Below are 26,233 nucleotides of genomic sequence, written 5' to 3' on the forward strand. Positions count from 1 at the left end.
CGAGTATAGATTTATTGCGATTTATTGCGATTTATTCCGATCCAGTGTATCCATTAAAGCGACGCAAGCGGCGTGAAATGCGGTGTCTGGGAGGATATCAAACAATCAATCAATCAATCTCTGTCTCTGTCTCTATCTCTATCTCTATCTCTATCTGTATCTCTATCTGTATCTCTCTATATCTCCAACCTAAACAAAGAAGGTATCCCATAGCCAATTCGGCTCTGAGATACCTTCTTTTTTAGTTCAATGGCTTAAGCCAAATGTAATTTCTTATTTTGCGCTTTCGTAACGTTTGCCAACTTCTTCCCAGTTTACTACGTTCCAGAACGCTTTGATGTAATCAGGGCGTTTGTTTTGGTAGTTCAGGTAGTAAGCGTGCTCCCAGACATCAAGTCCGAGGATTGGAGTAGCGCCTTCGCTGATTGGGTTGTCTTGGTTAGGTGTGCTTGTTACTGCCAGTTTGCCATCTTTAACAACTAGCCAAGCCCAGCCGCTGCCGAAACGAGTAGTTGCTGCTGCTGCGAAATCTTCTTTGAATTTTTCGAATCCGCCCAGTTCTTTATCGATAGCTTCAGCCAATGCACCAGTTGGTGCGCCGCCGCCGTTTGGTCCGATAACTTCCCAGAACAGGGTGTGGTTAGCGTGTCCGCCACCATTGTTGCGAACAGCAGTACGGATAGCTTCAGGTACAGCGTTCAGATCTGTAAGAAGCTCTTCAATGCTTTTGCTTTGCAATTCAGGTGCTTTTTCCAAAGCTGCATTCAGATTAGTTACATATGTGTTATGGTGTCTGTCATGGTGAATTTCCATCGTCAATGCGTCGATGTGTGGTTCGAGTGCGTTGTTCGGATAAGGAAGTGCCGGTAATTGAAATGCCATGGAAAAATCCCTCCTGAGTTATATTAGAATTTTGTTATTGATAAAGAATTCTGGCGAACTAACGTCAAAATCCTTTATTGTAAATATGTACTATAGGGTTTCGCCCGATAGGATACTTTAATTAAACCGTATCTAGACCAATAATGCAACACTAAACAAACATAAATGTTTATAAAGTATAATTGGAGAGGGAATGGGTTTTACAATTGTATTTAGAATGTTAAAATAAATAGTCCCCAACCTATAGACATATATCCTTATTAATACCCTTTTAATGAAGAAATGAACCCAGCTCAAAATGTAAACGCTTGATATTAAGCGCTTTCAAAAGAAAAATGATGATATCACGAGAAAAGTGTGCTTTAATAGATTTAAAAGCAGGTATTCCTCGGTATTTGATGCTTTTTTTTATTTTCTCTATGTTAAGGGAACCCCTTCTTTTTGTTAAATTCATAAGCCATAGACAAGGGAGATTTTAAAGAATGCACGTTCGTTCCTTTCAATTAAGCGACGTTAGCCCTGTGACTGATTTGCTGCAAACCGCATTATCGGAAGAGTGTTTCGAGAACACTATCGAGCCTTTCTCCAGGCAGCTTTCATGGGATTCAGATCTCATTGTAGTTGCGGAAGATGAAGAAGAAATTGTTGGAGCACTGATTGGTACGATTGAGAAAAACCACGGTTGTTATTTCCGGATTGCTGTACATCCTGATTATCGCCGCAGAGGAGTCGGCAGAAGTCTGGTATCGGCTATGGAATCCAGGTTTCAAGCTCGTAAAGTCAGTGGTATCTATGTAGCCGTCGATGAGCATAATTCTTTTGCTTTGCCATTGTATGAAGCTATGGGATATAGCGAGAATCAAATCTTCAAATCTGTCCGGAAGCTGAGCATTGTTGGGTAATTTTGATCACTCAGCTGCGAAAGCGGAAACATTTTCTAGAAAAAAGAACTATAGCTGACGATATAGTCTGTTTCATTCATACTCGAGCGTATTTCCCAGAAGTCCATTGCTAATGGCTGGGAGATATGCTTTTTTATTGTTATAATATCTGCAAGTATAATTTTCAATTATTGAGAATAAGAGGTGACATATTGAATCAGGAGCCCCAAGTAGATTACACGAGAAATAGGAAACAAAGACATAGATCATCCAGATCCAAGACTACCCTGGGCAGTCGTTTGGTCTCGGAAATGAAGGATTGGCTGCTTACAGCTGTGATTGTTTTTGCTGTGATGTCTGTTCTTAATGTTTTTGTGTTCAATATATCAACGGTTAAAGGTCAGTCTATGCAGCCAACGCTCTGGGAAGGAGAAAGGCTCTTCATTAATAAAATTTCATTGCTGTTCGTAAATCCAAAACATGGTGATGTTGTCATTCTTCATGATCCAAGTACCGGACCTAGTCATAAGGAGTATTTAGTGAAGCGGGTGATTGGCATACCTGGAGATATCATAGAGGTACGGAATCATCAGTTATACGTAAATGGAAAAATAGTGAATGAGCCCTATATTGATACTGAGATTGAAGATCCGGATTTTGCAGCGTTAACCGTGGAAAGTGGCAATTATTTTGTAATGGGCGATAACCGTCATGCTTCAGCCAGCAAGGACAGCCGTTACTTCGGCTCTATTTCACAGGATATGATTGTCGGCAGGGCTGATTATATATGGTGGCCTCTGTCAAAACTGAATAGATTATAAGAAAGTCAGCGAAGATATGAAAGGAGAAGGCGGAAATGACCAATACATTTCAGTCATCGTATGCTCCCCCGCCTTCCAAGTGGGCACAGCTTAAAGCAGAGATTCAGGAGGCTGCGACATCACTCGGTATTGATGATATCGGGTTTACAACAGCAGAACCTTTTTTATATTTAAAAAATATACTGCAAGACCATCGGGACAAAGGATATGAATCTGGCTTCGAGGAACCCGATCTGGATAAAAGGACAGTTCCAGCATTGTCTTCTGGAGACAAGCCGTTATCTATTATTTCGATTGCAGTAGCTTATCCATCTAAAATGGAGAACCCTCCTAAATCTGAGCCGGGTGCACGTAGGGGCATCCTCGCCCGGGCATCTTGGGGCAGGGATTATCACCATGTGCTGAGGGAAGCCTTAAGTAAGCTAGAGGAATTTATTCACGAGCGTGTACCGGAGGCTGTGCTGGAAAGCATGGTGGACACCGGTGTTCTAGTAGATAGAGCGGTAGCGGAAAGAGCGGGAATAGGCTTTAGCGGCAAAAATTGTTCTATCATCTCGCCCAAATGGGGATCATGGATTTATCTGGGGGAAATGGTTACGAACATTCCTTTTGCTCCGGATGAACCTGTTGAAGAAGGCTGCGGGGAGTGTACTAAGTGTATTGATGCTTGTCCTACCGGAGCGCTGGTGGGTCCGGGTCAGCTTAACGCACAGGCTTGTATTTCTTTTTTGACGCAGACTAAAGGGTTCCTCAGCGAGGAGTATATGACCAAGATCGGCAACCGTCTATACGGCTGTGATACTTGCCAGATTGTATGTCCCAAGAATAGAGGTAAGAACTGGAATCATCGCCCTCAGATGCAACCTGATCCTGAAATCGTGAAGCCGCTGCTGCTGCCGATCCTTGATCTGAGCAATCGTGAGTTCAAAGAGAAATTCGGCAATAGCTCAGCAGCCTGGAGAGGTAAAAAGCCGATGCAGCGAAATGTGATCATTGCCCTAGGCAATTTCAAGGAAGCCGGGGCTGTGCCAAAGCTATCAGAAATTGTTCTGAAAGAACCGCGGCCAGAGATGCGGGGCACTGCTGCTTGGGCGCTTGGACGTATTGGCGGTGATGAGGCTCTAGCGGCTGTAGAAGCGGGTTTAGAGCGCGAGGAGGATGGCACGGTGAGGGAAATGCTAAGCCGGGCGCAGGATGTGCTCCTTACTGGGAAGAAGGCACGGGAGGACAGCGATATTAATGGAGGAAAAAGTTCATAGACAGGTTGCATATTGCCAATTGCTGTCCAGTTCCTGAAATGCTATGATAGATTCGCGTGCCATATGGCGATGCAGACAATAGAGTGTAGAGGTGGGCTTTAGATGAGTATCGCATTACCTATTATTACATTGGTCGTAGGTCTCATCGGTGGTTTTTTCATCGGTGTATATTATCTGCGCAAACAAATGACAAACATGCAGAATGATCCTGAAATGCTGCAAAAGGTTGCAAAGCAAATGGGTTATAACCTGAACGGGAAGCAAATGCAGCGTGCCCAGCAAATGATGAAGACTCAGGGACAGCCAGGTGCGCGCCCTGGAGCAGCTAAAGGGAATAAACGTAGAAGTAAGTAACCGGGTCCGGATAACATGTATACGGGTGCGGAAGGGGGAGACATCATGGGGAACATCAAGGAATATGTGAACGGTAAAGTTGCAGAGAACCGTGAGCAAATCGAGTATCACGTTGAGAAAATATTAGAATTAATCGGTGAAGATACCGGCCGCGAGGGACTGCTGGAAACACCGGCACGTGTTACGCGGATGTACGAGGAGATATTCGGCGGTTATTCGATAGATCCCCGCGAGGCGCTCGGCGTTACTTTTGATGAGTCTCATGAAGAGCTAGTGATCGTTAAGGATATCGTCTATTACAGCCAATGTGAACACCACATGGCTCCTTTCTTTGGTAAAGTGCATATAGGATACATTCCGAGCGGACGTATTGCTGGGCTCAGCAAATTAGCTCGGCTTGTTGAAGCAGTAAGCCGGCGTCTACAGGTTCAAGAACGCATTACGGCGCAAATTGCTGATATTATGACGGAGGTGTTAGGCCCCCACGGTGTTATGGTTGTTGTGGAGGGAGAGCATCTGTGTATGTGTGCACGCGGAGTGAAGAAGCCAGGCAGCAAAACGGTAACTATGGCTACTAGAGGGGTCTTCCGTGAGGATGCCGCCGCTCGTGCGGAGTTTCTAAGCTTGATTAAGGAATAAATATCGGGGTGCATACCTCGAAATTGGAAGGACCCATCGTTCACGTAATGTGAATGATGGGTCCTTTTTGGTCAGGGTGTGGGAATAAGAGTGATGTTCACTGTGAATTGAAATAATATCAAAAGGGCTTCCAGGCCAGTTTACTGGCAGCAGCATAACGTTCTGAGACGTAAGGCCAGTTAACGACCTTCCACCAATCCTCAATATAATCGGCCCGATTATTCTGATGTTTAAGGTAATAAGCATGCTCCCATACATCCAGAGCCAGTAACGGAACCACGTCCCATTGTGACAGGTTCTGATGTTTCTCCGCAGTCAAAATCTCCAGTCTATGACTGCGTGGACTCCAGACGAGAATAGCCCAGCCACCACCTTCAACCTTATTCGCAGCTTCTGTGAACTGTTTCTTAAAGCTGTCATAGCTGCCGAAGCTTTGTTCAATGGCTTCCAGTAAGGCTCCAGTTGGACGCCCGCCACCTTGTGGAGACATTACGTTCCAGAAGATTGTATGGAGATAGTGGCCTGCCCCATTAAAGGCTAGCTCCCGCTCCCAATGCTTAACGAGATCGAAATCTCCTTTTTTGCGAGCCTCGGCCAGCTTGTTTTCCGCTTTGTTTAGTCCATCTACATAACTTTGATGGTGTTTATCGTGATGAATCCGCATGGTTTTCTCATCGATGTATGGTTCCAGCGCATTATAAGCATAAGGCAATGGAGGCAGTGTATGCCCGCCAATTGGCACAGCACTCATTTCACGAATATCAAGGATAGTATCTGTAGAAGGAATAAGTCCCTCATTCCGCGTGACATTGTCCTCTTCTGTTCTTACGACATATTCGGCTGCTGTATAATCTCTCATAATTTGCGTGAGCTGTCCGGGCGAGCTCAAAGTGTGTAGTACGGCAAGGAAATACTCTGATTCGCGAATAATATGCAGGATCACAGTGGTAGCAAGGGGGACGGCTTTGACGGCTGCGCTGCTTTCCATGATGGCAAAAAGCTGCCGAACAAATTCTTGGGATTGGGTACAGGAGATGTGCAGCAGCTTTTCCGTTTCCGCAGTGAGTTCAGCCTGACTTGGTGGAGAAGCAGAGAGGGCAGAATTCAATAACTGTTGAGCGGCCATCTCTGTGGCACCGAAGACCACCGCCCATTCATCCAGCAGTTTAACATAGGGTTCCTCCAGGTTAGGTACGATTGCTTTGATAACCTCGGTATGCTCTTTCTCTTGTGTTTTCCAGAATACGATTTCTTCTAAAATACGTACTGGCAGCATCGGCCCGTATACATATAACATTCCAAGAAAACCTCCCGTGATATGTCTTCATCAGTCCATTATATGTGTGCTCATGATAGCTTATGAAGAGCATAAGAACGCGATAATAATATCGTTGACAACCGTTTGATATGGTGAAATAATACAGGAAAATAAAGGCAATGATACCGAAAGGTACAACCTCGCGAAAAGGAGGGTGTACCTTTTTTTGTCGTGTGGACCGATTAATGAAATCCTTTGGGGTAGTAGAAAAACTTTGAGAAATGAGATGAGGGTATGAACAAGCTTGAGAAGAAACAATTTTATAATCAGCTGTTAAAATTAGCGGTACCGATATCCCTCCAAAGTCTAGTCATGGCGGTGCTGTATTTAGTAGATCAATTGATGGTAGGGCAGCTTGGGGGTGTAGCCGAAAGAGCATCACACCACTACTGGGATTAAGTCTTGGAATTGGCCTGATATTGTCGGGTTCATTTACGATATTTGTTTTTTTCAACCCTCGGCTATGCCTGTCTATTTTTACAACGGATAAAGAAGTGTTGGAGAAGGGGTACATTTTTCTAAAAATCGTTGCCCTCAGTTATATTCCAACGATGTTGACGATGCTCTATTCGGCGGTTCTACAAAGTTCAGGACATGTAAAGTATCCAATGGGTGTGAGCATAGCTGCTGTAGGACTGAATATTATTTTAAACTATGCGCTTATTTTTGGGCATTGGGGGTTTCCAGAGCTTGGACTTGCAGGTGCGGCATATGCAACGTTAATCTCACGTATAGTCGAAAGTACCTTGATCATCGGAGCTGTGTATCGCGGGAAACTGCCGGGTGCCGGAGGAATTAAGGAGCTGAGTTCGTTTTCGAAAGCGCTGTGTATACCTTTTTTAAGAACGATAGCGCCTATTGTTTTAACGGAATTGGTTTGGGTTTTAGGTGAAGCTTGTTATTCCGTAATATATAGCCGTATGGGCACAGCAGAGATGACCGCTATGACAGTGACCTTTCCGCTGCAGGGGTTGACGATTGGACTTCTGGCTGGGCTTTCTGGTGCAGCTGGGATTATGGTCGGACATAAGCTGGGAGAGAATAATAATGCAGGTGCTTTTCAGTATGCTCGTTTTTTTGTTCGAATAGGAGTAGGGATTTCATTGCTGCTTGGTGTTCTTATTGCTGTTCTAGCCCCGCTCTACGTCTCAGCCTTTAACTTAACAGTGGAAGAACGCCGAATGGCCACTTCTGTTATCTGCTTTTTTGCTCTTTTTTTATGGATAAAGGTGGGCAATATGATGATTGCGGGAGGGATTCTGCAGAGTGGTGGCGATAGTAAGTTCGTCTTTATTATGGAAGCCTCCACAACTTGGTTGCTTGGGGTGCCTCTAGGGCTACTGTTGTCATGGGGATGGAAACAGCCTCTTCCCTGGGTATACTTCTTTCTGTCCCTAGAAGAGGCTGTTCGATTGGTTATAGGTTACGTGCGTTTTCGCCGTGGTAAATGGTTGAAGCAACTGACCCATCAGGGGACAGAGGCGGATTGTAGTGCTTAACTAGTTACTTGCCATCGCCGGCTGGTTGCCATTGTAGGTTTTGGCTAGTTGAACATTTCCTAAGAAAGCAGAGACTCGCCGCAAATACTCACGCGGGTGCTCACGGAACAGCAACTCATGATGGCTGCCCTCTACGACCCAGGAATCTGAGAACGGATTGCTTTGGTTCGCGGCCAGCTTTTCTGCAATAGGATAAGGAGCTTTATCATCTTCGGTTCCATGCATGAGTAGAATAGGGAAAGGATAATCTTCGGATTTGACCTTCGCATAAGGAATTTGATTCAGCCCCGTACCGTTCAGAACTGGGAACAGCATTTCCATAATCGCCAGGGAAGGCTGGCGGGGCAGATCAATATTTTGCTTAATATTATGATACAGCGTATCTGGCTCTAACAAAAAGGTGCTGTCCAGAATCATCGCGTCAATGTCCTCTGATACTAATCCTGTTTGCAGTGCTGTGCCTGCTCCCATGGAGAAGCCCCATACAACTAACTCCTCAGCTCCACGTTCCTTAGCAAAATCAATAGCGCCTAGAAGCTGCTGGGATTCTTTTTTACCCCCGGTTGCAATATCCTTGTTGCCTTGGGCAGCAAAGCCGTAATCAAACATCACGACATTGAAATTCAGACTGTGTGCATAGTGAGCGAGATCGTACATAGGTACCCAAGATTCTTCACGGTTGGCGCCATAGCCATGGCTGAACACGATAGTTTTGGTAGCCCCTTCCGAGGGAATATACCAGCCGCTCATCATTCGACTGCCGTCTTTAGCTGGAAACGTCACATCCTCGTATGCGAGACCTTTGGCCTGCATGGGATTGGAATACAGAGGTGCGACCGTTGGATTAGATAATACCCAGGCGATATAGCCATGAAGTGAGACAAAGCAGAAGGCTAAAAAGAAAAAAATAGATAATAGCAGTGCAACGATAATATGCTTCACACGAATCATCCGCAGCGATAGCCGGGACGAACTGCCTTGTTTAGGTAGTTTAGGTCGACGGGAGACGGTTGTGCCGGTTTGGCGAGTTGCCAGATCCATATGGTCCCCTCCTAAGAATGATGTGAGTACTAGTGCCTAGAAGAATTTGTAAAAATGATTCTAAAGCATCAGTAGATAATTTAATATGTTAATCGTATGAAAAAGCCCTTACAAAGTCAATGAATTAGACGCTTTTGTAATGTAACTGTAAAGTGCGGCCCAACCTTTTCCGGCACATTTTTGGCACAACTCCGGAGGAGTGAATATACTGGACTTTCCATAGAGTTTTGCACTAAGATAGAGTTAGTTATAATGTAACCGAGTTTCATTTGATGAAACACGAGGGGAGATTGTCATGGAGGACCGAAAGCTTACAGTGCGTGCGGTAGAACGTGCGCTTGATATATTGCTTTGTTTTACGCAGGACAGAGATTTAGGGTTGACGGAGATCGCTTCAAAGATTGATTTACATAAAAGTACCGTCCATCGGCTGCTGGCAACCTTGGAGGAAAAGGGCTTCCTCATTCGTAATCCGGCCACTGAGAAATACAGCCTGGGTATACGAATTTGGGAATTGTCTACGCATTTGCCTGCTTTTGATGAGTCGGCTGCGGTATTGTTGCCGTCAATGGAACGGCTGCGGGATCGGCTAGGGGAGACCGTTAGTTTATACTTACGCGACGGCATAGAACGTGTGCGGATTCAGGCGGTTCAGAGTCAGCAGGCCATACGGCGAGTGGCGCAGATCGGTGCGAGATTGCCTTTATCTGTGGGCGCATCAAGTAAAGTGCTGGCAGCCTATGCTCCTCCAGAGGTGCTGAAAGAATTGCTGGAGAGTTCGGGATGGCCGGACTACGTTGAGAAGGATGTTTATCAAGAGCAGCTTAATGACATTATCCGGCTCGGATATGCCACCAGTTTCGAGGAACGCGAGCCCGGCGCGGCCGCGGTGGCGGTGCCTGTTACGGGGCGCAGTGGAAATGTGATCGCGGCGTTATCACTGTCAGGTCCAGTAAGTCGCCTATCAAGGGATACGTTAGTGGAATATGCCGCGGTACTGAAGGAAGCGGCTAGTGAAATGGGCATGATGATTCCTTAATTCGCTGGCTGACACATATAAGAAACTAAGCAGCGATCTCTCCGTTACTGGAGGATCGCTGTTTTGATTTTTTTGGGAGGGATGCTTAGTCGATTGTGGGTAAAGTGGCAGGAAACGATGGCTTGATGGCTAACTGACGGGTAATTGATGGCCTGATGAGTGACTGATGAGTGACTGATGGGTAACTGATGGGTAACTGACGGTCTGACGGGTAGCTGATGGGATGATAGATGCGTAACTGACGGCTAATCAACAGCTAACTGATGACTAACTAACGGCTCCCCACCTTGCGTTTGTATGGTGAGCTTCAGTGAATATACGTACCTTTGGGAGCCTCAGTAACTCGTAATGCTGAGGCACGAGCGTTTGAACCCAGGGCCTAGATAGGCAGAGGGACGGAGGGGAGGGAGGGTAGAGAAACCACCACGAACCCACGAGCCAACGAACCCACCAACCCACGAGCCAATGAACTCACGAGCCAACGAACTCACGAACCCACGAGCCCACGAGCCAATGAACTCACGAACCCACGAGTCAATGAACCCACGAACCAATGAACTCATGAACTCACGAACCCACGAGTCAACGAACCCACGAGCCAATGAACCCACGAGCCAACGAACCCACGAACCCACGAACCCACGAACCCACGAACCCACGAACCCACGAACCCACGAACCCACGAACCCACGAGCCAATGAACCCACGAACTCACGAACCCACGAGCCTATGAACCCACGAACCCACGAACCCACGAACCCACGAACCCACGAGCCAATGAACCCACGAACCCACGAGCCAATGAACTCACGAACCCACGAGTCAATGAACCCACGAACCAATGAACTCATGAACTCATGAACTCACGAACTCACGAACCCACGAGTCAACGAACCCACGAGCCAATGAACCCACGAGCCAACGAACCCACGAACCCACGAACCCACGTATCTCATAACTCGTACACAAGTAATCTCGGGTTGTTATTTAGATCTTCCCTGAGGCTTCCGGACTCAGAAGACGCTATTTGCCCATTTAAAGCCTTTTGGGCATAGTTTCGGACCCCAGTGCAGCTATTCGACCCAAACGGGAACCTTTAGTGTGTTTTTCATGCCAATAGCGACTATGGAGTCCGATCGCACGCCAAAAGTCGGATATTCGAGCGTATAGAGTCATCTGGGTCCGATAGCGCGGAATCCTAGGCGTCTCCTGAGGCGTGCGGACTTAGGGGACGCTATTTGCGAATTTACAGCCAGTTTGGCATAGTTTCGGACCCCAGTGCAGCTATTCGACCAAAACGGAAACCTTTAGTATGTTTTTCATGCCAATAGCGACTATGGAGTCCGATCACACGCCAAAAGTCGGATAATCGAGCGTATAGAGTCATCTGGGTCCGATAGCGCCGAATTCTAAGCGTCCCCTAGGGCGTGCGGACTCAGAAGACGCTATTTGCGAATTTAAAGCCATTTTGGCGTAGTTTCGGACCCCAGTGCAGCTATTCGACCAAATGAGCTCCTGTAGCGTGTTTTTCATGCCAATAGCGACTATGGAGTCCGATCCCACGCCAAAAGTTGGATAATCGAGCGAATAGAGTCATCTGAGTCCGATCACACGCCAAAAGTCGTGAATTTGTTCATTTAGAGTCATCTGAGTCCGAACGCGCTGGAATCCTAGGCGTCCCCTGAGGCTCACGCAACAATAGTGAACGTCCAACAGTCAGAGGCACCCCACCCGCCACAAATTGGCTGCTGGAACCACCCCATAAAAAAGGGACTGCTCACAGCCACTCATGGCCGTGAAACAGTCCCTTTTTAAGTTACTTTAAACCTATTCTACCGACACCGCGGAAGAGTCTGTAGCATCTGCCAGCATCTGGCGAAGAACAGTCTGCAGGATACCGCCGTTGCGATAGTAATCAATATCGACTGTACTGTCGAGTCGTGCAATGACAGGGAAATCGAATTGTGTGCCGTCTTCACGGGTAGCAGTGACAGTTAGCTCTTGACTTGGTGCCACGTTGTTATCGAGACCAGTAATATTGAAGGTCTCGCGTCCGGTCAGTCCCAAGCTGCTCCAGCCGTGGCCTTCTTGGAATTGAAGTGGAAGCACGCCCATACCGACCAGATTGCTGCGGTGAATCCGCTCAAAGCTCTCAGCGATAACTGCTTTAACGCCAAGCAGAAGCGTACCCTTAGCTGCCCAGTCACGTGAGCTTCCTGTACCGTACTCCTTACCAGCGATGACGATCAGATTTTGTCCAGCATCCTGATAGAGCATGGAAGCATCATAGATGGACATAACCTCGTCGCTTGGCAAGAAGGTAGTAACGCCGCCTTCTGTACCAGGAGCTACTGCGTTACGAATCCGAATGTTAGCGAACGTACCACGCATCATGACTTCGTGGTTTCCGCGGCGTGAGCCGTAGGAGTTGAAGTCTGCACGTTCTACACCATGATCGCGCAAATATTCGCCAGCAGGACCAGAGGTAGAGATATTACCCGCTGGTGAGATATGGTCGGTTGTGACGGAATCAGCAAGCAGCGCTAGAACGCGTGCATCTTTGATATCCTTGATGTCTCCCAGACCGTCTGCCAGATGTTCGAAGAATGGCGGATTCTGGATGTACGTGGAATTATCATCCCACTCATACAGTTCGCCTTGCGGAACAGGAATCGAATTCCAACGTTCGTTAGCGGTGAATACATTTTCGTATTTGCTACGGAACATCTCCGGACTAAGGGAGAGACCAATGGCTTCACGAATTTCAGCAGTAGTTGGCCAGATATCTTTCAGGAATACTGGCTCACCTTGTGGATCAAATCCAAGTGGCTCAGTCTGCAAATCGATATTTACTGTACCAGCCAGTGCGTAAGCAACTACGAGCGGCGGTGAGGCCAAGTAGTTTGCTTTTACCTGAGCATGTACGCGGCCTTCAAAGTTCCGGTTACCGGAGATGACTGCGGCTACGGTCATGTCATTGTCAGTAATGGCTTGACTAACTTCTTCAGGCAATGGACCGGAGTTACCGATACAAGTGGCACAGCCATAACCAGCCAAGTAGAAGCCTAATGCTTCGAGTGGCTTCAGCAAGTCTGCTTTTTGCAGGTATTCAGTAACCACCAAGGATCCTGGAGTCAAGCTGCTCTTAACGTAAGCTGGTTTGGTCAGTCCACGTTCCACGGCTTTTTTCGCTAAAAGACCTGCTCCAAGCATAACGCTAGGGTTAGAAGTATTCGTACAGCTAGTAATAGCTGCGATTACGACTGCACCTGTGCTGAGCTTACTAGTGGTATCGTTTTTGTGCTGTACTTCTACGACTTGAGCGATTTTCTCATCGCTGAGACCATAACCGCCTTTGTCTACAGGTGTACGGATAATACCTTCGAAATTTTCCTTCATATGCGTAAGTTCGATCCGGTCTTGCGGACGTTTTGGTCCAGCCAAGCTAGGAACGACAGAAGCTAAGTCAAGCTCAATCACATCGCTGAACTCAGGGTCTGGCGTATCCGAGGTACGGAACATCCCTTGTGCTTTGTAATAAGATTCAACCAACGCCACCAGATCATCCGGACGTCCAGTGCTGCGAAGATAAGCGAGTGTCTCGTCATCTACAGGGAAGAAACCGATAGTTGCTCCGTATTCTGGCGCCATGTTGGCAACAGTTGCCCGGTCAGCCAGACTGATGTTAGCAAGGCCGGGTCCGTAGAATTCGACGAATTTGCCGACTACGCCCTTTTTACGCAACATTTCAGTTACTGTCAGTGCCAAATCCGTTGCTGTAGCCCCTTCGATAAGGCTGCCTGTAAGCTTGAAGCCCACTACATCAGGTGTAACAAAATAGAGCGGTTGTCCAAGCATTCCTGCTTCAGCCTCAATACCGCCTACACCCCAGCCCACAACACCAAGACCATTGATCATCGTGGTATGGGAGTCCGTTCCTACAAGGGAATCTGGATAAACGACAGTTTCACCATCGATAGTTTTGGTAGTGGCAACGGAAGCTAAATACTCTAGATTTACTTGGTGCACGATACCTGTTGCCGGTGGAACTGCACGGAAGTTGTTAAAAGCTGTCTGTGCCCAACGAAGGAAACGGTAACGCTCCTCGTTGCGTTCGAACTCAACGTTCATATTGTATTCCAAGGCGTCTGCTGTACCGAAAGCATCAACCATGACAGAGTGGTCAATTACAAGGTCAACCGGGACAAGCGGATTGATCTGTTTAGGATCTCCTCCGGCTTTTTTTACAGTATCACGCATAGCTGCGAGATCCACGACTACCGGAACTCCGGTGAAATCCTGAAGCACGATACGAGCAGGGATAAATGGAATTTCTTTATTACGGTCAATGTCACCTGACCAATCGGCCAGTTGTTTCACATGTTCTTCAGTAATTGCCCGTCCGTCAAACTGACGTACAGCAGCCTCTAGTAGGACTTTGATCGAAAAAGGCAGGGAAGAAATAGAGCCCAATCCTTGTTCCTCAAGGGACTTCAGATCATAATAGCGATAAGATTTGCCGCCTGATTCCAGGGTCCGAGCCAATGAAAAATGATCCTTGCTTGGCATATATGCGCCTCCTTGTTTCGTCTAATGAAACCCAATTTCAAATTGCTTCTAGCTTAATTATAACGGTTACAAAGTGGGGAGTAAAGTTTTTTTTCCTACATCTAAAGCCCGAATTATGCCTGAGAAAATGCCAAGCTACCCTTCCATTATTATATTGTATCGTTTCGGGATATTCTTTTTACCTCAAAAAGAGCCATTAAAAGGAGATAATACGAAGGAATTCACCGGAATCCTTGGTTTTACTTAATTATTAGGCGAAATACACACTGAATTTCTCTTCCTCAGTCCTTAGGTGATATGGTCCTCGTTGACGATGTTTGATTGAGATGTCGTACTTGGGGCTAGAGTTTTTGCTTGAAACATCCTTAACTATTCAACCGATCTGTATAGCGACCTGTTTCCTTTCATATACATAGAACAGCAGTTAAAAGGGAAAGAAGGGGCGCGAGTATAATGGAACAACAGTGGAAGCAAAGTCTTTATGTATATGTTGATCAAGTGAATAAGGCCAGGGTGGAGCCTAAGTCATCATCGCATACCGTTTCCGTGTCCGTTAAGGATCCGCGTTTTCTGGTAGAACAAGGGGAGCGTTCAAGACGTCTTGCTGAGTGGTATAAAGAACGTGGGATAACTCCTTTGCGCGGAGAGACAGGGGTTAAGACTTTGCGGACCGTCCGGCAGACTCCGACCGAGGTAGTAGCAGAGGTTACACTGCATAGTGCGCTTTATTATGAAAAAGGCGGCGTTAACCACCGCGAGGATATTATCGAGCTGGAGCGGCTGACCTTTGTACGGGACGGTGGGGGCTGGGAGATTGCTGGTGTGGAACGAAGTGTCCCTGAAAGAAATACGGTTCATCGGGCAGAGGTAGAGCTATCGGGCAGACTATCCAAATGGGGAGAGGCTTTGCCGGCACCGCTGCCATCACAGCCCCTGCTTAACCGGAATGTTCTCGGAGAAATTGCCGGTTCAAGAGAGGTTCGTTATAACCGTGAAGAAGCTGTGGCGTATGCCGACCGCTGGTGGAAAGACGGCAATCCGGAGTTCGAAACCTTCGAGGTGGACTGCACAAATTATGTCTCCCAATGTCTCTTTGCAGGGGGAGCACCTATCAACTATACTGGTAAAAGAGAAACGGGCTGGTGGTACAAAGGTTACCAAGGCAAACAAGAATGGTGGAGCTATAGCTGGGCTGTATCAGACAGTCTGCAACGCTATTTGAGCGGAAGTCGGAGCAGTGGCTTGCGTGCGGAAGTCATGGAGCGGCCGGAGCAATTGATGCTGGGCGATATCATTCAATATGACTGGGATGGCAACGGGCAGTATCAGCACAGCACAATCGTCACAGCTTTTGATGCAGGAGGCATGCCGCTTGTGAATGCACGTACCGTTAGCAGCCGTCATCGCTATTGGGACTATCGTGATTCCTACGCATGGACTGATCAAACGAAATACCGTTTTTTTCATATTAACGACTACTTATAGTACAGAAAGAGGTTAAGGGAATGGGGAACGCAAAACTAACCGTAGGGCTGGTGTACGGGGGCAAATCAGGAGAACATGAGGTATCGCTACAGACGGCTTTTGCCGTGATGAACTCATTTGATTATGATAAATATGAGATTATACCTTTTTACATTTCAAAACAGGGATTGTGGAAGGTTGGAGAGAAGTTATCAGCGCCTTACAGCCAAGTGGAGCAGCTCAAGCTTGCAGAAGCGACCGAAGATATGGGCACAGCCCTGAACGTGGTATTTAGTGGGTTATCCGGTGCGGACAAAACAGTGGACGTAATGTTCCCGCTGCTGCACGGCACGTATGGTGAGGACGGAACGATTCAAGGGTTGTTCGAAATGGCGAATATTCCTTACATCGGTGCTGGTGTTCTTGCCTCTTCGGCAGGTATGGATAAGGTTGTCATGAAGAAGCTGTTCGCTGATGCCGGCCTGGATCAATGCGAGTATTGTTATTTCAACATCAGCGCTTGGAAAAGAAAACGTCATGAGTTGATTGTTGGTGTAGAGGATAAACTGGGATATCCGCTATTCGTGAAGCCTGCCAATCTAGGCTCAAGTGTAGGTATTTCTAAGGCTGCTGATAAGGATAGTCTTGTAAAAGCAATTGATTTTGCTTTCCGTTATGACACCAAAGTTATTATTGAGGAGTTTGTGGATGCGCGTGAGGTAGAGGTTGGCGTGCTTGGAAATGATGAACCAGAAGCCTCTGTTCCGGGTGAAATCGTTTCTTCTGGTGAATATTATGATTACGCAGCCAAATATACGGACGGCAAATCGCAAATGATGATTCCTGCACCAGTGGATTCTGAAGTGGCCGATCGTTTGCGGGAGTCCGCGATAGTTGCTTTTCGAGCGATTGAGGGCAGTGGAATTACCCGGGCAGACTTCTTCTTGCGAAAATCGGATGGTAAAATTCTAATTAACGAAGTGAACACGATGCCTGGTTTCACTCCTTACAGCATGTATCCGCTATTGTGGCGTGAGACGGGTGTATCTTATAGAGCTCTGTTAGACCGAATGATTGAGTTAGCCTTGGAGCGCTATAATTTTAAACAAGGTCTTAAGTACGACAATGAGTAATAGAAGCTATAGCGGGAATATCCCGACTGGAAGGAGAGAAGAACATGGGTTTTCAAACAGAATTCAACTCCGTCTGCAAATTCAAGAGTGAACAAGAGCTGTACGAGCTGCTGGAATATGGGCGCACCAAAATGGTGAAACAAGGCTTTCGTGTGTATCCAACAGGTCAGAAGGTTATTGCTTACACCCCTGAGAACGTAGCTGTAGCCATTGTCAAAATTTCAGCCTCGATTGCAGAGATTAATTTTCAAGGACATGAGGTTACCGCGGTAGAGATGGAGCTTGTGCGTAAGCTGAATGAAGAAGAGTCCAGAGTGCAGACGGCTTTGGCTGAGGAAATGTTTTTTGGAGCACAGGGATGATTGTCCGCTTCGGATATGTAGCGATGTCCACCGTTATCAAAGACTGCTCCCCATCTAAGACAATGACGATGGCCTCTTTTAAGAAGCTGGATGACCGTGAAGCGGCACTTCGGCGTTTGGAGAACATCGCTAGAATGAATCTGCATAATACGCTGCGGTTGATGAAGCATAATGTGGCTTCGGACATCATGGTGTACCGCCTCACTTCCAAAATCATTCCTCTGGCGACGCATCCGGATTTGCAGGACTGGAATCCGTTTGCGGCGCTCGCCGAGGAATTTGCGGAAGTGGGCCAATATGTGAAAAAGCACGGGCTGCGTGTTTCTTTTCATCCAGATCACTTTACAGTACTTAGTACACCCCGTCCGGAGGTGCTGATAAACTCCGTACGGGATTTGCAGTACCATGTGGACATGCTGGTTGCTATGGGGCTTCCTGCCATGGCGAAGAACAATATCCATATTGGCGGAGCTTATGGGGACAAGCCTGTAGCGGCGAAGCGATTCGAGGAGCATTTCCGCGCGCTGCCGGCAGCGCTGCAGGAGCGTATAACGCTGGAGAATGACGATAAGACATTTACAGCTCCGGAGACACTGGCAGTCAGTCAGAGCGTAGGATTACCGATGGTGCTGGATATTCACCACCAATGGGTGAATAATGAAGGAGAGCTCCCTTGGGAGCTGTGGCCTGATATTTTGCAGACATGGCGAAGCGAGCTAGCACAGAAGGACGTTCCTTCTGGAGAGCTTTTGCCGCCTAAGATTCATGTATCCAGTCCGCGCAGCCCGTCTGATCCGCGCAGCCATGCGGATGGCGTGGAACCTGCGCCTTTGCTGGCTTTTCTGAAACGTATTGCCGCAGATACGCCTGCTGTCGATGTTATGATTGAGGCGAAACTAAAAGATGGCGCGTTATTTGGATTGATGGAGGCTATGAAGGAGCTGGCTGAGGCTGGTAACGGAATTTCCTTATTAAATGGGGCAAGCGTGAATATTGAACCTTAAACAATGAAAATAAGGAGATAGGTCCCGAATACGGGTCCTATCATGACTTGATATGTAACTTGAAATAGGGTACGTTGAATGAAACTTTAATCGCTTATCGTCTTTATATGGACCTAGGGCATTTATGCTCGCAGGTGAGAATTGGGTCCTCTTTTGGCGGAACTTTGGGAACTTGGGGAACGTTTTGACGTATTGCACGGTATTGTGAATAGGATTGCTTTAGAATTAAAGCCATTGGCGATTATGTTCAAGAAAGTGGAGTGAAGATATGAGTCCTTTAAATCCAGAGGGTAAGAATGAACGTGAACCCTATGTAGTAACAAGCAAGGGACATACGGCGGTGGCCATTAATGCGGCTGCCAAAGCAGGAGAATGGATAAAGAGCAGACAGGGTCTCGTGAAGGAGCTGAATACAAAGACTTCAGCACAAGATCTGGTTACGGAAGTTGATAAAGGCGTTGAGCAAATGATTCGCAGGCTGATCCTGACACATTTTCCCGACCATGCCATTCTCGGGGAAGAAGGGGTTTCCCCGGGAGCAGCAGCGGCTACCGCTGCATTGGAAGAAGCTCGTGAGCATGAATATTTGTGGATTGTAGATCCTGTAGATGGTACGACTAATTTCGTACACGGATTTCCTTTTTACTGTGTCTCCATAGCATTGGTGATTCGCGGTGAACTAACAGTAGGCGTTATTTATGATCCGACTCGTGATGAAATGTTCGTCGCTGAAAAAGGAAAGGGAGCTTACATGCACGGTGTTCCTACCTCGGTCTCTACGGAGACTGATTTTGGGGACAGCCTGATCGCTATGGGCTTTCCGCCGGATCGTGAGTTTGCACAACCTGTGAATATGGCCGGACTGCAAAGTATTCTTCCGCAGATTCGTGGTATTCGTGCCGGAGGCGCGGCTGCTCTACATCTAGCTTATGTGGCGGCAGGCCGGGTAGATGGCTATTGGGAAGTGGGCTTAAGCCCTTGGGACTGTGCAGCAGGAGTACTGCTTGTACTTGAATCAGGAGGCAAGATTACGGATACCTTAGGACGTTCATATGATATTGGTACACGCCATGTAGTAGCAAGTAATGGCCACATTCACGAATATTTGGTTTCGTCACTGAAGAATGCTGAAGCAACAGGATATAAGCTTTAGGGAGGACGATACAGCATGAGTGAGAAGGATGATTTGGAACGCAAGCTGAGCGAAATGTTGGTAGATGGAGAGATGGAACAAGGCGATCGAACGGCTAAGGAAATCCGGGAAATCTCACCTAAATATGAAATTCGTATTCAGACTACGCTCGATCCTATTGTGGAAGAAACATTGCGTTATCGTAAGATTGGATATGAGCTGGATGACCGTTATGATAAATATCTGGAGCGTGCAGGGCAGAAGTTAGAGTCAGATGAAGATTCAGACAAATAATAGCCAGTGAGATTTGCGAGGGGCGGTTTCCTGAATATAGGAGGCCGCTCTTTTGCGTTGCTACCCTGGGATGGTAGAATGGAATTAGAACATTTTGGGAGGGATACGATGCTAGGCAATTGGAAAAAAATTTGGGCAGCTGGCATAAGCAGCCTGCTTTTGTTATCTGCGCTGATTAGCGTAGGAGCAGGCACGGCAAATGCGGCTGACACGACTGCAATACAAGACTCTGGGCAGGATGTCTTTCGCATCGTAGCTCTAGGTGATTCCATTACTGCTGGCTACGAGCCAGGAATGACGGACGTGAATACCAAGCCATACGGCTATGCGGAGAGATTGCTTGAGCAGGGCTGGTATCATGGCAGAAGTGCACTTACTAATTATGGTATCCTAGGGCTGACTACGGCCGGATTACGTAATTACACAGGAGCAATCAAGGATGGTTCAGTGATTACTGCTGACGGAGTTCAGGCAGGTCTCCCAGATCCACGAATAGAGCAGTTCGTGAAGCTAACTCCGCAGATCGCAGCAGAGCTTAAGGAAGCTGATCTGATTACCATTACGATTGGTGGGAATGATGTAAGCAGTCTGTTCTTGCAGTTCAAGGAGCTGACGGATGCGGATTTCCAAACACAGCTGGACCAGCGGTTAGCGGATTATCAAACAAATGTGAAGGCAGTGCTGGAGAATATTCGTGCGGTAAGTCCGCAAGCGACGATTATACTGGCCGATCAATATCAACCTGCCCCTAAGGTCGCGCTTGGTCAAATGTACAACAGACTAATGACGGCAGCGGGCAAATTTACGGAAGCAGCGGATAGTGTAGCTGCAAGCGTAAATCAAGAGGGAGCGAAGGTGCTTGTAGCTCATGTTGCGGCAAAGTTTGCCGGGGTAGAAGGCTCGCTGACACATATTATTGGAGCAGGGCAAACTGATTTTCACCCAACGCAGCTTGGATATGAGACTATTGCTAAGGTTTTCACGGAGTTACAATGGGGAGAGTATCGTGTTCCTACTGTAGCTACAATGGCTACTGCATCGGTACCGATGTCGATTGTAGTGAAGGGCGTGGAGTTGAATACACCCAATAAGCCTATCCTTAAAAATGGGCAGAACTTTTTGGCGCTGAAAGATATTCTAAATGCCGTGGGCGCAAGCGGGAAGTGGGATAACAAAACCTCCAGCGCTACCATCGTGTATGGCGGAAGAACCGTTGTGATCACCATTGGCTCGAAATTTATTAAGGTGAATGGAGAGAACGTGGCTATTGATACTCCAGCTTTTCTGCAAAAGGTAGGCAAGGAGGACAAAACCTACTTACCCCTTGCCGCTTTAGCGACAGGACTTGGATTCGATGTTAATTACAGCAGCAAACTGCGAACTGCTTTCATAAATCCATAAAGCTGCATACTATACATCATAAGAAATTAAATTAAGCCCGTAAGGAAAAGGTGGATGGAATATTGTCTAGTTCAAAATATAATGCTGAATATATCATCACCATGGATGATATAGTGCGGGAGGGTCATCCCGTGCTTCGTACCGTAGCACAACCAGTGGAGCTTCCATTACAGGCGGAAGATCGTGAGGCTTTGCAATGTATGCTTCAATTTCTGAAGAACAGTCAGGACCCGGAGATTTCCGAAGAATATAAGCTGCGCTCTGGCGTAGGTCTGTCGGCGAATCAAATCGGACTGGAGAAGCGTATGTTCGCGATGTATCTTACAGACGAGAGAGGGCGCGCTGTAGAGCATGCTTGGGTTAATCCTAAGATCATAAGCCACTCCTTGTCTATGGTGTACTTACCAGAAAGCGAGGGCTGTCTGTCCGTTGATCGTCCCGTGCATGGCTTTGTACCTCGGTATGAAACCGTGAAGGTGAAGGGTTATGATCTGGAAGGCAAGGAGGTTGTCCTTAAATTTAAGGGCTACCAAGCTATCATCATCCAGCATGAAATAGACCATCTCGATGGGATTATGTTCTATGACCGAATTAACAAGGAAAATCCGTTTAAGCTACCTCAGGGCGTGGAGATCCGGAACTTATATGAGTAGGAGAGTAACTCTGAATTAAAAAGCGGGCGACCTTACAGCGTAAAGCTGATGGTCGCTTTTTTTTACCTATCGGCAAGATTATGATATTTCAAATATTTTACAAATCAATCGAAAGGATGTACCCTTACAATTAATGGATTTAAATTAGTAATAAGAGGAGGGCGTTAAATGAACTGGAGCAGAATGCCAATTAGAGGATTCGCCAACGAATATAATGATGAGGTTAAAAAGATTGATGAGCAGATTTTGAGTCTGATTCAGGAACGTAAAGCTATAACAGGCAAGAAACGATTATCCCCTGATAGTAAGCTACTTGAGGAATGGGTGACTAGATTCGAGATGAACACTACTCAGATTGTGCAGCATTTGCACCTTATGAATGAAACTGTACCCAGAAGACAATATTGGGAAGAGCCTGGTTTATTGCTGGGAGTGCTTCCGATTGTAAAGCGGACGGTCGTTGAAGAATGTGAATATATACTTACGCATGCTATGCAGTATGAAGCCTTCAGCATAGTTACTGTGGAAATCAAATATTTAAAAGAAGCTGTAGGACATATTCATCTTCGAACGGCTTTAACGCTTGAAGTGGCGGGTGAGAATGAATATGAAGTGCAGCCGCATGGTGGTCATGGAGGTGGAGCGCATACACAAATGCAATTCTTGGTCGCCCCAACGCTGCCGGAGCATCTGGAGGGTGTAGAGTTTTCGCTGGTACCCGGGAGCGAGCAAATGTTAAGACCATTAATGACTGAGATTACGTTGGACAAGCAGGTGGATTTTACATGAGAGCAGTAGAATATTTGGACTTCTAAACGCTGTTAGCGGATGAAATCCGTAGATAAAGGTGGTCACTATCGCTCACACTCTTACAAAACGATTCTTTCTTTAACCCCTAGACTATATACGGTGTGTATTTGAGATTTTGCGTGTGAGCTACAGAGTTATTAGGGAAAAACCCCCTGAAAATAACCTATATTCTCTGTAAATGAACAGAATTAGGGATTTTCTCCCTAAAAAACGGGGTAAGTTCCTTGTTTTCCACTAAATTAGCTAAATTATAGGGAGGATTTCCCTGATTATTAGTTTAATGACCAGAAACCCCTGAATTTAAGGTACAATTTCCCTGATTATCTATCGAAGCTCCCTAACCCTTTCACTAAACACGGGGAAGGTCCGGCGATACCTGTTACGTTGAGATCGGCTGGATTAAGCGTTCCACAAGCTTCAGATGCAGACCGTGGATGAGTATAAATGCAGAGCAGCGATCCTCCAATAAAGGAGAATCGCTGCTCTGTTAACTTCTGCGGTTATATGGGACAACGCCTTGATCTATGCAGCTGTTATTCAGCTTTTTTTAGCTTATGAAGCACTGCCGTTTCAAAACAATCTTATTTCTCAGCCACCATAGCGCGGAAGGATTCTTCAGCTGCGATAAGTGTAGCATCGATATCTGCATCAGTATGTGCTGTGGTCAGGAACCAAGCTTCGTATTTCGAAGGGGCAAGGTTAATGCCACGATTCAGCATATGACGGAAGAAGCTGGCGAACAATTCGCCGTCTGTATCCTGAGCCTCGTCATAATTCGTAACCGGATGGTTACAGAAATGAGTGGAAAACGAACCACGGATGCGGTTGATTGTCAGTGGAATGCCATGACGGTCGGCAGATGCTTGAAGTCCATCGGCGAGGCGGATTGCAAGCCGATCCATTTCTTCGTATACACCCTCTGCACTCAGAACCTCTAAACAAGCAATCCCTGCAGAGATAGACGCAGGATTACCTGCCATTGTGCCAGCTTGATATGCCGGTCCAAGTGGAGCTACCTGTTCCATAACATGCTTGCGGCCGCCGTAAGCGCCGATAGGCAGGCCGCCACCGATGATTTTGCCAAGTGCAGTAAGGTCAGGAGTGATGTCCTCATGGTTATCCAGCCCTGCATAGGTTTGTGTAGAACCATAGTGGAAGCGGAAGGCAGTAATGACTTCGTCATAAATAACAAGGGAGCCATTATCGTGAGCCAGCTTGCAAAGTCCTTCGAGGAAACCAGGCTTAGGCATCACCATGCCGAAATTTCCTACAATCGGTTCAACCATAACAGCTGCGACATCTTCGCCCCATTTCTCCAGCGCCTCTTTCAGGCTGTCCAGATCATTAAAAGGAACGGTGATTACTTCCTGGGCGATACTGCTTGGAACACCGGCACTGTCTGGAATGCCAAGTGTAGAAGGTCCGGATCCTGCTGCTACGAGCACCAGATCGGAGTGGCCGTGGTAACAGCCGGCGAATTTTACGATTTTGCTGCGTTTTGTATAGGCACGGGCTACACGAATCGTTGTCATAACCGCTTCGGTTCCGGAATTGACGAAACGTACTTTATCCATAGATGGAATGGCTTCTTTTAGCATTTTAGCAAGTTTGATTTCGAGCTGGGTTGGGGTTCCGTAAAGAACACCATTTTCTGCTGCTGTAGTAATTGCTTTGGTAATATGAGGGTGGGCATGGCCGGTAATGATCGGTCCATAGGCTTGGAGATAATCGATATATTCATTGCCGTCTTCATCCCAGAAGTGAGATCCACTGGCGCGTTTCATAAATACGGGTGCTCCGCCGCCAACGGCTTTGAAGGAGCGGGAAGGGCTATTTACACCTCCAACGATATGCTGGAGGGCTTCGTGATAAAGTTGTTCAGATGTGGAACGATTCATAATGTGATCATCCTTTCGATTGTTGGTGCTCAAGGGAACGGGCGAACAACGGTGTTTTCCGTTGTCCGCCCGTATTATACCAAGTCACTGCTTTGTGTACATGTGAACTTTGCTTGTCAGGCCCTTAATTGGTCCCGCCAGAACTGCTATTGGAGGTGTTCTCCGATGTAGGGGTTGGTGTTGGCTCAGGACCATTTATGGTATCCTGTATAAATTCTTTTAGCTTCTTTTCGCTACGAATTCCAATAACCTGTGATCCGTCACTTGTAGTTTCCTCGGTGAGCAGATCCATTGGCGGAATTTGCTCGCTGCCACCCATACTGCTATTATACCCTACGCTTGCCAGCTTCCACATATCATTAACTGACATATTGGTTTCAATATAAGGCGTAACCTGCGACAGGATATTTGGCAGCTTGACGATGGAGGTGGTGCTGATCAGCTTATCAGCCACAGCCTTGAGAAAACCGCGTTGGCGCTCGGTTCGAGTGAAATCGGAGGTAGCGTCATGCCGAAAGCGAACATATTGTAGCGCCATGTTGCCGTCAAGATGCTGGTATCCTTTTTTCAGATCAATATCATATTCCGGACCGTCTGCAACGGTTTTGTAGACCATATCTTTTTCGACTTCATAATCCACACCCCCAACGGCATCAACCAGCTTGATGAATCCTTGGAAGTCCGTGTAGACATAATATTGAATTGGGATACCGAGCAGATCGCTGACGGTCTGCATCGCAGTATTAGGTCCATAAATAATCGCTGTATTAATACGCTTCTCGCCATGATCCGGAATCGGAACGTACGTATCTCTCAGTATTGAAAATACACTGATTTTCTTCTTCACAGGATCAAGAGAAGCGACGAGCATTGTATCTGAACGGGGGATTTCCCCTTTCTTCACACCTCGGGCATCCACACCCATTAATAGGATATTGACCGGCTCTGTACCTTCCCATTTAGGAGGCTCAGGGGTGTCAACATCAACGGTCTCTGCATTTTGAAAAGGTGAATCTTCAGTATTCGACATGCTACCAAGCTCATTGTAAATGGTTGTAATGTAGAAAATGGCCCCACCGATAATAAGGAGGAGTATAATGGCCAACGTCCAAAGCAGCGGTTTCTTTTTTGACTTACCAGTCTTTGCGTGCCTTTTCTTTCTAGGTGGCATTTCTCGTTCTTCCTTTCGCATTCACGTTGACTACATTATAATTTCTTTTGGGGATACGTGCAATTTAGGAATAATTCCCCAATCTTAAGAAGGAGTGGATCTATCTTGAACGAAGTAGCTATTGGACAAAAAGTACCCAATTTCACCCTTCCCTCTTCCAATGGGCATGAGGTTAGTTTGAGTGATTACTTGGGCCGAAAGGTCATCTTATATTTTTACCCTAAAAATATGACACCAGCCTGCACGCAGGAGGCCTGCGAATTCCGTGACGCTTTTGATCAAATCACGGCGGTGGGTGCGGTTGTTCTGGGCATTAGTCCGGACTCTTTGACATCGCACGCTAAATTTACAGAGAAGCATAGTCTGCCCTTTCCACTGCTGTCTGATGAGGATCATAAGGTAAGTGAAATGTTCGGCGTATGGCAGCTTAAGAAACTTTACGGCAAAGAGTTTATGGGGATTGTGCGATCTACTTTTCTGATTGATGAGCAGGGGATATTAGTGGAAGAATGGCGGAAGGTACGGGTAAAAGGGCATGTCGCAAACACGATAGCAGGAATAAGCGAATCATAAATTTTACTAATTACTTTTTATAGATGTCTATTACAT

23 protein-coding genes and 1 pseudogene are annotated in these 26,233 nt (G+C 46.8%); 18 read left to right on the forward strand and 6 right to left on the reverse strand.

From position 1 onward, the window contains the following. Positions 1–273: 273 nt before the first annotated feature. Positions 274–882: a superoxide dismutase gene (locus NYE35_RS03335; RefSeq protein WP_036676820.1), complete on the reverse strand. Its 609-nt coding sequence runs from the start codon at positions 880–882 to the stop codon at positions 274–276. A 482-nt stretch (positions 883–1,364) separates the two neighbouring features. Between NYE35_RS03335 and NYE35_RS03340 the strand changes: the two genes are divergently transcribed. From NYE35_RS03340 to folE, 5 genes and pseudogenes are all read left to right on the forward strand, one after another. Continuing rightward, positions 1,365–1,784, forward strand: a complete 420-nt coding sequence (locus tag NYE35_RS03340) for a GNAT family N-acetyltransferase (RefSeq protein WP_036676822.1) — start codon at positions 1,365–1,367, stop codon at positions 1,782–1,784. Positions 1,785–1,975: 191 nt separating this feature from the next. After that, positions 1,976–2,584: a signal peptidase I gene (lepB, locus tag NYE35_RS03345; RefSeq protein WP_341120139.1), complete on the forward strand. Its 609-nt coding sequence runs from the start codon at positions 1,976–1,978 to the stop codon at positions 2,582–2,584. 35 nt (positions 2,585–2,619) lie between these two features. Further along, positions 2,620–3,816: pseudogene (gene queG / locus NYE35_RS03350) on the forward strand (tRNA epoxyqueuosine(34) reductase QueG); the annotation flags it as partial. 129 nt (positions 3,817–3,945) lie between these two features. Continuing rightward, positions 3,946–4,197: a YneF family protein gene (locus NYE35_RS03355; RefSeq protein ID WP_036676828.1), complete on the forward strand. Its 252-nt coding sequence runs from the start codon at positions 3,946–3,948 to the stop codon at positions 4,195–4,197. 45 nt (positions 4,198–4,242) lie between these two features. Next, positions 4,243–4,836, forward strand: a complete 594-nt coding sequence (gene folE, locus NYE35_RS03360) for a GTP cyclohydrolase I FolE (protein ID WP_036676830.1) — start codon at positions 4,243–4,245, stop codon at positions 4,834–4,836. A 118-nt stretch (positions 4,837–4,954) separates the two neighbouring features. Here the strand turns inward: folE and NYE35_RS03365 are convergent, their stop codons facing one another. Further along, positions 4,955–6,133, reverse strand: coding sequence for a Fe-Mn family superoxide dismutase (locus NYE35_RS03365; protein WP_076275451.1), 1,179 nt, complete (start codon positions 6,131–6,133; stop codon positions 4,955–4,957). Positions 6,134–6,388: 255 nt separating this feature from the next. Here NYE35_RS03365 and NYE35_RS03370 point away from each other — a divergent pair, with 255 nt between their 5' ends. Together NYE35_RS03370 and NYE35_RS03375 are read left to right on the forward strand one after the other, a co-directional pair. Further along, the gene (locus NYE35_RS03370) at positions 6,389–6,553 is read left to right on the forward strand and encodes a hypothetical protein (RefSeq protein WP_254924687.1); all 165 of its coding nucleotides are present in this window, start codon (positions 6,389–6,391) and stop codon (positions 6,551–6,553) included. 20 nt (positions 6,554–6,573) lie between these two features. Beyond that, positions 6,574–7,653: an MATE family efflux transporter gene (locus NYE35_RS03375; protein ID WP_341120141.1), complete on the forward strand. Its 1,080-nt coding sequence runs from the start codon at positions 6,574–6,576 to the stop codon at positions 7,651–7,653. Here the strand turns inward: NYE35_RS03375 and NYE35_RS03380 are convergent, their stop codons facing one another. Continuing rightward, positions 7,654–8,694: an alpha/beta hydrolase gene (locus tag NYE35_RS03380; RefSeq protein ID WP_139329954.1), complete on the reverse strand. Its 1,041-nt coding sequence runs from the start codon at positions 8,692–8,694 to the stop codon at positions 7,654–7,656. A gap of 295 nt (positions 8,695–8,989) precedes the next feature. On the opposite strand from NYE35_RS03380, the gene NYE35_RS03385 reads away from it, so the two are divergent. Further along, complete coding sequence (locus NYE35_RS03385) at positions 8,990–9,733, forward strand: IclR family transcriptional regulator (RefSeq protein WP_036676839.1); 744 nt, start codon at positions 8,990–8,992, stop codon at positions 9,731–9,733. A 1,827-nt stretch (positions 9,734–11,560) separates the two neighbouring features. Here NYE35_RS03385 and acnA read toward each other — a convergent pair. Next, on the reverse strand, positions 11,561–14,302 hold the full coding sequence (acnA, locus tag NYE35_RS03390; protein ID WP_038568617.1) for an aconitate hydratase AcnA: 2,742 nt from the start codon (positions 14,300–14,302) through the stop codon (positions 11,561–11,563). A 453-nt stretch (positions 14,303–14,755) separates the two neighbouring features. On the opposite strand from acnA, the gene NYE35_RS03395 reads away from it, so the two are divergent. The 9 genes from NYE35_RS03395 (at position 14,756) to NYE35_RS03435 (ending at position 22,534) form a co-directional block, all read left to right on the forward strand. Beyond that, the gene (locus NYE35_RS03395) at positions 14,756–15,787 is read left to right on the forward strand and encodes an amidase domain-containing protein (protein ID WP_080742388.1); all 1,032 of its coding nucleotides are present in this window, start codon (positions 14,756–14,758) and stop codon (positions 15,785–15,787) included. A gap of 20 nt (positions 15,788–15,807) precedes the next feature. Next, complete coding sequence (locus tag NYE35_RS03400) at positions 15,808–16,899, forward strand: D-alanine--D-alanine ligase (RefSeq protein WP_326047513.1); 1,092 nt, start codon at positions 15,808–15,810, stop codon at positions 16,897–16,899. Positions 16,900–16,943: 44 nt separating this feature from the next. Then, positions 16,944–17,261 (forward strand): hypothetical protein, encoded by a 318-nt coding sequence (locus NYE35_RS03405; RefSeq protein ID WP_036679853.1) that lies wholly within the window; start codon positions 16,944–16,946, stop codon positions 17,259–17,261. Then, positions 17,258–18,265 (forward strand): UV DNA damage repair endonuclease UvsE, encoded by a 1,008-nt coding sequence (uvsE, locus tag NYE35_RS03410; RefSeq protein ID WP_036679855.1) that lies wholly within the window; start codon positions 17,258–17,260, stop codon positions 18,263–18,265. Before NYE35_RS03405 ends, uvsE begins: the two co-directional genes overlap by 4 nt. 268 nt (positions 18,266–18,533) lie before the next feature. Next, positions 18,534–19,418: an inositol monophosphatase family protein gene (locus NYE35_RS03415; protein WP_036679857.1), complete on the forward strand. Its 885-nt coding sequence runs from the start codon at positions 18,534–18,536 to the stop codon at positions 19,416–19,418. Between the two features lie 15 nt (positions 19,419–19,433). Next, on the forward strand, positions 19,434–19,691 hold the full coding sequence (locus NYE35_RS03420; RefSeq protein WP_036679858.1) for a hypothetical protein: 258 nt from the start codon (positions 19,434–19,436) through the stop codon (positions 19,689–19,691). 108 nt (positions 19,692–19,799) lie between these two features. Beyond that, positions 19,800–21,092 (forward strand): stalk domain-containing protein, encoded by a 1,293-nt coding sequence (locus NYE35_RS03425; protein ID WP_094902772.1) that lies wholly within the window; start codon positions 19,800–19,802, stop codon positions 21,090–21,092. Between the two features lie 101 nt (positions 21,093–21,193). Then, complete coding sequence (gene def, locus NYE35_RS03430) at positions 21,194–21,745, forward strand: peptide deformylase (RefSeq protein ID WP_036679906.1); 552 nt, start codon at positions 21,194–21,196, stop codon at positions 21,743–21,745. A gap of 168 nt (positions 21,746–21,913) precedes the next feature. Beyond that, complete coding sequence (locus tag NYE35_RS03435; RefSeq protein ID WP_038568624.1) at positions 21,914–22,534, forward strand: hypothetical protein; 621 nt, start codon at positions 21,914–21,916, stop codon at positions 22,532–22,534. Positions 22,535–23,136: 602 nt separating this feature from the next. Here the strand turns inward: NYE35_RS03435 and NYE35_RS03440 are convergent. Both NYE35_RS03440 and NYE35_RS03445 read right to left on the reverse strand, forming a co-directional pair. Further along, complete coding sequence (locus tag NYE35_RS03440; protein WP_038568626.1) at positions 23,137–24,453, reverse strand: glutamate-1-semialdehyde 2,1-aminomutase; 1,317 nt, start codon at positions 24,451–24,453, stop codon at positions 23,137–23,139. Between the two features lie 124 nt (positions 24,454–24,577). Continuing rightward, the gene (locus NYE35_RS03445) at positions 24,578–25,624 is read right to left on the reverse strand and encodes an LCP family protein (protein ID WP_038568628.1); all 1,047 of its coding nucleotides are present in this window, start codon (positions 25,622–25,624) and stop codon (positions 24,578–24,580) included. Positions 25,625–25,729: 105 nt separating this feature from the next. Between NYE35_RS03445 and bcp the strand changes: the two genes are divergently transcribed. Then, a complete protein-coding gene (gene bcp / locus NYE35_RS03450; protein ID WP_080742389.1) occupies positions 25,730–26,197 on the forward strand; it encodes a thioredoxin-dependent thiol peroxidase in 468 nt (155 codons plus the stop codon). Positions 26,198–26,233: the final 36 nt, after the last annotated feature.

It is taken from the genome of Paenibacillus sp. FSL L8-0494 (assembly GCF_038003695.1).
GTDB lineage: Bacteria > Bacillota > Bacilli > Paenibacillales > Paenibacillaceae > Paenibacillus_AQ > Paenibacillus_AQ odorifer.

Excerpts from the sequence above, each read along its gene's own strand:
- NYE35_RS03335 (WP_036676820.1), bottom strand. The coding sequence starts at position 882 with ATGGCATTTCAATTACCGGCACTTCCTTATCCGAACAACGCACTCGAA.
- NYE35_RS03340 (WP_036676822.1), top strand. The coding sequence starts at position 1,365 with ATGCACGTTCGTTCCTTTCAATTAAGCGACGTTAGCCCTGTGACTGAT.
- NYE35_RS03355 (WP_036676828.1), top strand. The coding sequence starts at position 3,946 with ATGAGTATCGCATTACCTATTATTACATTGGTCGTAGGTCTCATCGGT.
- folE (WP_036676830.1), top strand. The coding sequence starts at position 4,243 with ATGGGGAACATCAAGGAATATGTGAACGGTAAAGTTGCAGAGAACCGT.
- NYE35_RS03365 (WP_076275451.1), bottom strand. The coding sequence starts at position 6,133 with ATGTTATATGTATACGGGCCGATGCTGCCAGTACGTATTTTAGAAGAA.
- NYE35_RS03370 (WP_254924687.1), top strand. The coding sequence starts at position 6,389 with ATGAACAAGCTTGAGAAGAAACAATTTTATAATCAGCTGTTAAAATTA.
- NYE35_RS03380 (WP_139329954.1), bottom strand. The coding sequence starts at position 8,694 with ATGGATCTGGCAACTCGCCAAACCGGCACAACCGTCTCCCGTCGACCT.
- NYE35_RS03385 (WP_036676839.1), top strand. The coding sequence starts at position 8,990 with ATGGAGGACCGAAAGCTTACAGTGCGTGCGGTAGAACGTGCGCTTGAT.
- acnA (WP_038568617.1), bottom strand. The coding sequence starts at position 14,302 with ATGCCAAGCAAGGATCATTTTTCATTGGCTCGGACCCTGGAATCAGGC.
- NYE35_RS03395 (WP_080742388.1), top strand. The coding sequence starts at position 14,756 with ATGGAACAACAGTGGAAGCAAAGTCTTTATGTATATGTTGATCAAGTG.
- NYE35_RS03400 (WP_326047513.1), top strand. The coding sequence starts at position 15,808 with ATGGGGAACGCAAAACTAACCGTAGGGCTGGTGTACGGGGGCAAATCA.
- NYE35_RS03405 (WP_036679853.1), top strand. The coding sequence starts at position 16,944 with ATGGGTTTTCAAACAGAATTCAACTCCGTCTGCAAATTCAAGAGTGAA.
- uvsE (WP_036679855.1), top strand. The coding sequence starts at position 17,258 with ATGATTGTCCGCTTCGGATATGTAGCGATGTCCACCGTTATCAAAGAC.
- NYE35_RS03415 (WP_036679857.1), top strand. The coding sequence starts at position 18,534 with ATGAGTCCTTTAAATCCAGAGGGTAAGAATGAACGTGAACCCTATGTA.
- NYE35_RS03420 (WP_036679858.1), top strand. The coding sequence starts at position 19,434 with ATGAGTGAGAAGGATGATTTGGAACGCAAGCTGAGCGAAATGTTGGTA.
- NYE35_RS03425 (WP_094902772.1), top strand. The coding sequence starts at position 19,800 with ATGCTAGGCAATTGGAAAAAAATTTGGGCAGCTGGCATAAGCAGCCTG.
- def (WP_036679906.1), top strand. The coding sequence starts at position 21,194 with ATGGATGATATAGTGCGGGAGGGTCATCCCGTGCTTCGTACCGTAGCA.
- NYE35_RS03435 (WP_038568624.1), top strand. The coding sequence starts at position 21,914 with ATGAACTGGAGCAGAATGCCAATTAGAGGATTCGCCAACGAATATAAT.
- NYE35_RS03440 (WP_038568626.1), bottom strand. The coding sequence starts at position 24,453 with ATGAATCGTTCCACATCTGAACAACTTTATCACGAAGCCCTCCAGCAT.
- NYE35_RS03445 (WP_038568628.1), bottom strand. The coding sequence starts at position 25,624 with ATGCCACCTAGAAAGAAAAGGCACGCAAAGACTGGTAAGTCAAAAAAG.